Source organism: Zavarzinia sp., assembly GCF_049306435.1.
GTDB lineage: Bacteria > Pseudomonadota > Alphaproteobacteria > Zavarziniales > Zavarziniaceae > Zavarzinia.
In genome coordinates this window covers 21,737-29,580 of sequence record NZ_JBAQRT010000011.1, presented here as the reverse complement: position 1 = coordinate 29,580, position 7,844 = coordinate 21,737, and the positions used below count along the sequence as shown (strand labels likewise).

9 protein-coding genes are annotated in these 7,844 nt (G+C 65.6%); 5 read left to right on the top strand and 4 right to left on the bottom strand.

Going from position 1 to position 7,844, the window contains the following annotated elements; translation table 11 throughout:
* Positions 1 to 1,402: aminopeptidase family protein P (locus WAZ62_RS00825; RefSeq protein WP_422641634.1), on the top strand; the 1,402-nt coding region annotated here is incomplete at its 5' end.
* 14 nt (positions 1,403 to 1,416) lie between these two features.
* On the opposite strand, the gene WAZ62_RS00820 is transcribed toward WAZ62_RS00825, so the two are convergent.
* Positions 1,417 to 1,914, bottom strand: a complete 498-nt coding sequence (locus WAZ62_RS00820) for an Lrp/AsnC family transcriptional regulator (protein WP_422641633.1) — start codon at positions 1,912 to 1,914, stop codon at positions 1,417 to 1,419.
* 283 nt (positions 1,915 to 2,197) lie between these two features.
* Between WAZ62_RS00820 and trxB the strand changes: the two genes are divergently transcribed.
* From trxB to WAZ62_RS00800, 4 genes are all read left to right on the top strand, one after another.
* On the top strand, positions 2,198 to 3,166 hold the full coding sequence (gene trxB / locus WAZ62_RS00815; protein ID WP_422641632.1) for a thioredoxin-disulfide reductase: 969 nt from the start codon (positions 2,198 to 2,200) through the stop codon (positions 3,164 to 3,166).
* A gap of 51 nt (positions 3,167 to 3,217) precedes the next feature.
* On the top strand, positions 3,218 to 4,108 hold the full coding sequence (locus WAZ62_RS00810) for a LysR family transcriptional regulator (RefSeq protein WP_422641636.1): 891 nt from the start codon (positions 3,218 to 3,220) through the stop codon (positions 4,106 to 4,108).
* 547 nt (positions 4,109 to 4,655) lie between these two features.
* Positions 4,656 to 4,940 carry a hypothetical protein gene (locus tag WAZ62_RS00805; protein WP_422641631.1) on the top strand — a complete coding sequence of 95 codons (285 nt, stop codon included), beginning with the start codon at positions 4,656 to 4,658 and terminating at the stop codon, positions 4,938 to 4,940.
* The gene (locus WAZ62_RS00800) at positions 4,937 to 5,218 is read left to right on the top strand and encodes a hypothetical protein (protein ID WP_422641630.1); all 282 of its coding nucleotides are present in this window, start codon (positions 4,937 to 4,939) and stop codon (positions 5,216 to 5,218) included. The genes WAZ62_RS00805 and WAZ62_RS00800 overlap by 4 nt, the downstream gene beginning before the upstream one ends.
* On the opposite strand, the gene msrP is transcribed toward WAZ62_RS00800, so the two are convergent.
* The 3 genes from msrP to WAZ62_RS00785 form a co-directional block, all read right to left on the bottom strand.
* The gene (msrP, locus tag WAZ62_RS00795; protein WP_422641629.1) at positions 5,219 to 6,211 is read right to left on the bottom strand and encodes a protein-methionine-sulfoxide reductase catalytic subunit MsrP; all 993 of its coding nucleotides are present in this window, start codon (positions 6,209 to 6,211) and stop codon (positions 5,219 to 5,221) included.
* Positions 6,212 to 6,319: 108 nt separating this feature from the next.
* Complete coding sequence (locus WAZ62_RS00790; RefSeq protein WP_422641628.1) at positions 6,320 to 6,805, bottom strand: Dps family protein; 486 nt, start codon at positions 6,803 to 6,805, stop codon at positions 6,320 to 6,322.
* A gap of 72 nt (positions 6,806 to 6,877) precedes the next feature.
* A complete protein-coding gene (locus WAZ62_RS00785) occupies positions 6,878 to 7,837 on the bottom strand; it encodes a ketopantoate reductase family protein (protein ID WP_422641627.1) in 960 nt (319 codons plus the stop codon).
* Between the last annotated feature and the right edge of the window lie 7 nt (positions 7,838 to 7,844).

Here is a 7,844-nt window from a genome sequence, read left to right as displayed (position 1 = left end):
TCTGGTCGCGGTCGCGAGCAATCCGGTCGACGCGGTCTGGACCGACCGGCCGCCCACGCCGCTGTCGCCGATGAAGCCCCATGCCCTCGGCTTCGCCGGCGAAAGCCACGAGGACAAGATCGCCCGCCTCGCGAAGGGCCTTGCCGCCGAGGGGCTGGACGCGGCGGTGATCAGCGCGCCCGATGGCCTCGCCTGGCTGCTGAACGTCCGGGGGCAGGATGTGCCCAACAATCCGCTGTCCCTCGGCTTCGCCCTCCTCGAGGCGGGCGGCGAGGGTCATGTCCGGCTTTTCGTCGATCCGGCCAAACTGACCGACGAGGTGCGCCGCCACCTCGGCAACCGGGTGACGATTGCGGCGCCGGACGAGCTCGGCCCCGCGCTCGATGCCCTCGGCGCCGCAGGCGCGAAAGTCCGCCTCGATGCGGCGACGGCCGGGGTCTGGCTGTCGGCGCGGATCGCGGCGGCCGGCGGCACGCCCCTGCCCGGCCTCGATCCCTGTGCCCTGCCGAGGGCGATCAAGAACCCGGTCGAGATCGCCGGCACCCGCAGCGCCCATGTCCGCGACGGCGCCGCCATCGTCCATTTCCTGCACGGCTTGCAACAGGCGGTCGAAGCCGGCGAGACGCTCGACGAACTCGCCGTCGTCGCCCGGCTGGAAGCGGCGCGCGCGGCCCATGCCTGGTTCCGCGGCCCCAGCTTCGACACCATCGCCGGTTTCGGCCCCAATGGCGCCATCGTCCATTACCGCGCAACCGAAGAGACCAGCCGCGTGCTGGAGAAGGGCAATCTGCTGCTGCTCGATTCCGGTGCGCAATATCCGGACGGCACCACCGACGTCACAAGGACGATCGCCATCGGCACGCCGAGCCCGGAACACCGAAACCGTTACACACTGGTCCTCAAGGGTCATCTGGCGCTGGGCGCGGCGCGGTTTCCGGTCGGCACCTCGGGCAGCCAGCTCGACGTGCTGGCGCGGTTGCCGTTATGGATGGCCGGCCTCGACTACGACCATGGCACGGGCCACGGCGTCGGCGCCTTCCTCTGCGTTCACGAGGGGCCGCAGCGCATCTCGAAGATGCCCAACAGCGTCGCCCTGCGCCCGGGCATGATCGTCTCGAACGAGCCCGGCTATTACAAGACCGGAGCCTATGGCATCCGCATCGAGAATCTGGTGACCGTCACCGAATTGCCGGCCCCGGTCGGCGCCGAGCGCGAGATGCTGGGCTTCGAGACCCTGACCCAGGTGCCCTACGACCGCCGGCTGATCGATGTCGCCCTGCTGTCAGCGGCGGAAATCGCGCTGGTCGATGCCTATCACGCGCGGGTGCAGTCGACCCTCACGGCATTGCTGCCGACGGAAGACCGCGCTTTCCTGATCGCCGCCTGCGCGCCGCTGGCCTGAAGCGGCCGAGCGTCCTACCGGGCGCGAGGCGCCCGGGGCGGCAAACCGAAAGGCACGCCCGGTTCATGCTTGCCGTTGCGGATGGTGAAACTGGTCTTCACGCTGGCGACATTGGGCGCCGGGGTCAGTTCCCGGGTCAGGAACGACTGGAATTCGGCCAGGTCGCGGGCGACGATCTTCAGGATGAAGTCGATTTCGCCGTTCAGCATCCAGCATTCGCGGACGAGCGGCATGGCCCGCACCCTCTCCTCGAAGGCGACGAGATCGGCTTCGGCCTGGGAGGCGAGGCCGACCATGGCGAAGACCGTGACTTCGAAGCCCAGCGATTCGGCATCCACCTCGGCGTGATAGCCCCGGATGAAACCCGATTCCTCGAGAGCCCTGACCCGGCGCAGACAGGGTGGTGCCGAAATCCCGACCTGCCGCGCAAGATCGACGTTGGTCATGCGGCCATCGGTTTGCAGATGTGCCAGAATCTGCAGGTCGATTTCGTCAAGCTTTACCTTGGTCATGCGCTCCCCCTGTGGCGGCGCATTATCAGGCCGTGCCCAGCGATACGAAAGAAAATTTCACGACAAGATGCAAAATGCCGACGCAACATCGGCAAGCGGGGGATTAGACGCCAGTTTCGTCCGCCGTCAAGGTTCATGCGGAAAGCCGCGCGCCGCCTCTTGGCGGGCCATGCCCCCAGCGCATAACATGGTGATCTACAGGGAACCCATATAGGCGATTCTCTCAACGGATTCTCGTTGCCCCGCGGGGCGACGGAACAGAACAAAGGTGGAGTTGTCGGGAATGACGGAGCGTCGCCACGCCAGGGTGCTGATCATCGGCTCCGGACCCGCGGGCTGCACCGCGGCCATCTACGCGGCCCGGGCCTGCCTCGATCCCGTCATGGTGCGCGGCCTGACGCCCGGCGGCCAGCTGACCATCACCACCGAGGTCGAGAATTACCCCGGCTTCGCCGAGGCGATCCAGGGCCCTTGGCTGATGGAGCAGATGGAGGCTCAGGCCCGCCACGTCGGCACCACCATCATCGACGACATCGTGACCGAGGTCGATTTCAGCCGCCGTCCCTTCACCCTGAAAGGCGATTCGGGCACCGAATATACCGCCGACACGGTGATCATCGCGACGGGCGCCAGTGCCAAATGGCTGGGCCTGCCCTCGGAACAGAAATACCAGGGCTTCGGCGTTTCCGCCTGCGCGACCTGCGACGGCTTCTTCTATCGCGGCAAGAAGGTCATCGTCGTCGGCGGCGGCAATACCGCGGTCGAGGAAGCGCTCTACCTCACCAATCATGCCTCCAGGGTCACGCTGGTGCATCGGCGGGGCGAGCTTCGCGCCGACAAGACCAACCAGCGCCGCCTGCTCGCCCACCCCAAGGTGGACGTGATCTGGAACAGCGCGGTCGAGGAAATCCTGGGTGGCGAAGATCCGCCCGGCGTGACCGGCGTGAGGCTGAAGAATCTGGAGACGGGCGCGATCAGCGAACTGGAGACCGACGGTTTCTTCGTCGCCATCGGCCATGCGCCGGCGACCGAATTGTTCAAGGGCAAGCTGCCGATGGACGATTCCGGCTATCTGCTGACCGCGCCCGATTCGACGGCGACCAGCATCCCCGGCGTCTTCGCCGCCGGCGACGTGAAGGACCATGTCTTCCGCCAGGCGGTCACCGCCGCCGGCATGGGATGCATGGCGGCGCTGGAGGCGGAACGCTTCCTGGGCCAGCATGAGAGCGAACAGGCTGCGGCTGCCGAATAACACGGCGATGCGTGCGCAGAAAAGCGTGCGTGAATTGGGGGGCGCGCGATGATGGACTGGGACAAGCTGCGGATTTTCCACGCCGTTGCCGAGGCTGGCAGTTTCACCCATGCGGGCGAAGTGCTGAACCTCTCGCAATCGGCGGTCAGCCGCCAGATCAGCGCCCTCGAGGAAAGCCTCAAGGTCTCGCTGTTCCACCGCCATGCCCGCGGCCTCATCCTGACGGAACAGGGCGAATTGCTGTTCCGCACCGCCCATGACGTCTTTGCCAAGCTGGCCATGGCGGAAGCCATGCTGGCCGACACCAAGGACAAGCCCCGGGGCGAGCTGCGGGTGACCACCACCGTCAGCTTCGGCATGTTGTGGCTGACGCCGCGGATCAAGGAATTCTCGGATCTCTATCCCGATATCCGCGTCCACCTGATCCTCGATGACGACGAACTGGACCTCGGCATGCGCGAGGCGGATATCGCCATCCGCTTCCGCGCGCCCGTCCAGGCCGATCTGGTGCAGCGCCGGCTGGTGCAGGTGACCAATCACCTCTATGCCGCGCCGAGCTATCTGAAGCGCTTCGGGGCGCCGAAGAATATCGACGATCTCGACAATCACGCCATCCTCGCCTATGGCGCCGCCGTGCCCCAGCCGCTGGCCGATGTGAACTGGCTGCTGGCCAAGGCGACCGATCCGCAGCGCCCGCGCAAGCCGGTGTTCACGGTCAACAACATCTATGCCCTGATGCTGGCGGTGGAATCCGGCCTCGGCATCGCCGCCCTGCCCGACTATGTCGCGCGCGGCAACACCAGGCTGACCCAGGTCCTGCCCGACAGCGCCGGGCCGACCTTCGATACCTATTTCGTCTACCCCGAGGAATTGCGTGACACCAAGCGTATCGCCGTGTTCCGCGACTTCATGCTGCGCAAGGTCGCCGAATGGGGCTTCTGAGCCCCATTCCGCACCGCAACATACCGACAAAACTGTCACAAGATTGAAAACGCAGGGATTTTCCCTGCGTTTTCATTCCATGCAAAAATTGCAACAGCCGCTGCTCGCAATAGCAATGGTGACTGAGCGGTCGCGGGATTATTTATCACTTCGACGCCGCCGCTTGCGGTGGCTTTGAATACCCGCCCCACTCCTCCCCCGGGCCGGTATTCGGTCGGGTGGTTTGCCCCCCATTCCCCCGACCAACTTCACGATCTTTTGACGTGAAGCCTCCCTGTAAGACTTGCCGGGCCTTTGGGCCCGGCTTTTTTTTGCCTTCTGCTTTGGGCGGACTCAGTTTTTCCGTCCAATTTGGCGGTATTAAACCGCGTCGTTCAGACAACCCTTTGTTCCAGCGTGCTTTTTCACGTCAGGGAAATACACCCGAAACGCATATTCATCCGATTTGGAACCACTTTTCATCGCTATTCAGGGGCATTTGCCGCCATTCTGAATGTCACCGGGGCGCCGAGCCGTGCCCGCATGACCAAGTGGAGGTGTACCCGAGATGAAGCCCGATGCCGGCGCCGCCGTCGCCCTGACCCTGCTTCAGATCGAAACCATGCGCCGTGAAATCCAGGCGAGCGTGCTCGACACGATGATGACGGCGAACCAGCAGTATCTGGAGCACCAGCTGGACCAGGACGATTTCGTGGTGGCCAATGAAATCGCCCGCCTGCTGAAGGAAAGTGTCGCCATGGCCGGTGATATCGCCGCGCGATTGCGCCTCAGTGTTCCGCAACCCGCCGCGCCCGGACCGATGCCGCGGCCCGCCCAGGGAGAGAACGCATGACGATGTATTCCCCCGCCTTCCCCGCCACGCAAGCCTATCGGCCCTTGGCGGAGGACCAGATGCTGATGCGTCTGCTGTCGGTGCTGCGCTACCCGCCCCAAGGCACCGAATACGGCCTTATCGAGCGCAACGCCTGCCGCCTTGCCCTGGGCATCACCGGCTTCGAGCTGGACGCCGTGATCCGTCGTGGTCGCCAGCGCGGGCTTGTCGACACCCAGTCGGCCTATGACCGCGTCGCGCTGACGCCGCGCGGCCTGCAGAAGCTGCTTTCGGCCTGATCACATGTAGAGCGCCTCGTGCTCCAGCCCCTTGTAGAGGCTGGCCACCTGCTCGCCATAGCCATTGAACAGCAGGGTCGGCCGCCGCTCGTCGGTGCCGAGCACGCGCTCGAACGCCTGCGACCAGCGCGGATGCGGCACCTGCGGATTCACATTGGCCCAGAAGCCATATTCGTCCGGCCCCAGCGACTGCCAGAAGGTTTCCGGACGCTGATCGGTGAAGGTGATGCGGACGATCGACTTGATCGACTTGAAACCGTATTTCCACGGCAGGGCCAGGCGCAGCGGCGCCCCGAACTGCGGTGCCGCCGGCTTGCCGTAGACACCCGTGACCATGAAGGCGAGATCATTCGCCGCCTCCTCCATGGTCAGGCCCTCGACATAGGGCCAGGGGTAGAAGGAATTCTGGCGCTGGCCGCTGGCGATCTTGGGATCGTTGAAGGTCTCGAAGCGGATGTATTTCGCCGCCGACAAAGGCTCGGCCAGGGCCAGCAGCGCGCGTAAGGGAAAGCCGGTCCAGGGCACCGCCATCGACCAGGCTTCGACGCAGCGGTGGCGATACAGCCGCTCTTCCAGCGTGAAGCGGCCAAGCAGGTCATCGATCGCCCAGGACGCGGGCTTCGCCACCATGCCGTCGATCACCACGGTCCAGGGGCGGATCGGCAGCTTGTCGGCATTGGCCCAGATCTGCTTGTGAGTGCCGAATTCGTAGAAATTATTGTAGGTGGAGGCCCATTGTTCGTCGGTCTGGGGCCGGTCGAGAATGAAGGCATCGTTGCGGCGGGCAGGATAGAGCGGGGCCGAAGGATCCGGGACCGACGCACCGCCGCTCTCGGCCTTGGCCGGGTTGCTGTCGCCATCGCAGCCGGCGAGCAGGGCGATGGTGCCAAGACCCGCCATTTTCATCAGGCGCCGACGGTCGAGAAAGACACTCTCGGGCGTCGCGTCGGCTTCGCGCACCTGGTCCCAGGGTTTGCGGATCCGGATCAGCATGGCGAACTCTCCCGTGACGGCGGCCGGCGGCCACAAACTTCCACAGGGAGAGTTTCGCCGGGGCCGGCCGAAAGGTTACACCAGCCGGCCCCTTTGTTCACCAACCGCTCAGGCGAGCGTGGCGCGCAGCATCCAGGCGTGCTTTTCCGAGGCGGTGACACGCGCCACCATCAGATCGGCCGAGGAAATGTCGCCCAATTCGCCCAACTCGCCTTCCGCCTTGCGCAGATTGCGGGCCAGGGCCTCGTTGGTCGCCATCAGGTCGCGCACCATTTCGTCCGCCGTCGCGCCTTCAGCCGCCTCGCCGATCGAGGCCAGCTTGCCAAAGCCGGCCAGCGAGCCGGGCGCCTTGAAGCCGAGGGCGCGGATGCGCTCCGCGATCTCGTCGACCGCATCGTGCAGTTCTTCGTACTGCCCCTGGAACATCGTGTGCAGCATGTGGAAATCGCGACCCGTCACATTCCAGTGGTAGTTATGGGTCTTCAGGTAAGCGGTGAACGTATCCGCCAGCGCCGTGCCGAGGATGGCCGCGGCCTTTTTGCGCGCCGCCTCGTCGAGACCGATATCGACACCCGCTTCATTCGTCTTGGCCATGATCACACCTCCTGTCTGGAAACAAACATAGGGCCGAAATCCGCCCCTTTCAAGAATATTTCTGGAATTATTCTAAACACCTTCCATGGCTGGCAGTTCGACCGGCGGCTTGCCTTGCCGGCCGCGACTGATCCCTTCGAGCCGGGCCAGGATGGCATCATGGACGGGGACCGCCACGCCGAATTCAGCCCCCAGCCGGGCCACCGCGCCGGACAGGGCCATGACTTCCAGCGGCCGCCCCCCCTCCATGTCGTCCAGCATCGACGAGCGAAGACCCGTTGGCATCCGGGCCAGGACATCCATAACCTCGGATTCGATGACTTCGCCAAGGGCCACCCCCGCCGCGCGGCCAACCGCCGCAGCTTCGGCCACGGCGGCCGCCAACATGCCGAAGCTGACGGGATCGTTGCGGATGGACCCGATGTCGGCGCGGGCAAGGCAACTGACCCCGGCGAAGGCCGCCATCAGGCACAGCTTGCGCCACAGCACCACGTCGACGTTGGAGAAGACATTGACCTCGAAGCCGGCGGCGTTGCCGACATCGACGAATTCCGCCGCCAGCGGCCCCAGCACGCCCGAGACCGGCGCCAGTTCCAGCACCACCCGGGGCGCATCGACACGGATGAGGCCAGGCCCCGCCAGCCGCGCCGCGATATAGGCCCCGCCCCCGAGCACGCGCCGCGCGCCAAGGCGCCGGGAGAGCCGATGAGGGGCATCGATGCCGTTCTGCAGGGTCAGGACCAGGGTGTCAGGCCCCAGCAGGGGGCCGGCGACGGCCGCCGCCGCCTCGTCACCGAAACACCGGACCGCCATCACGACGATGTCGCAGGGCCCGACCGCCGAGGGGTCGCGCGTCACATGGATCCGGCGCAGGGAAAATTCGCCGGCCGCGCCCTCGATGGTCAGGCCGTGGCTGCGCAGGGCCGCCAGATGGCTACCCCGGGCGATGAAGAAGACTTCATGCCCGGCTTCCATCAGCCGGGCACCGAAATAGCCGCCGACGCCGCCGGCGCCGATGACGGCTATTTTCACGGGCGGC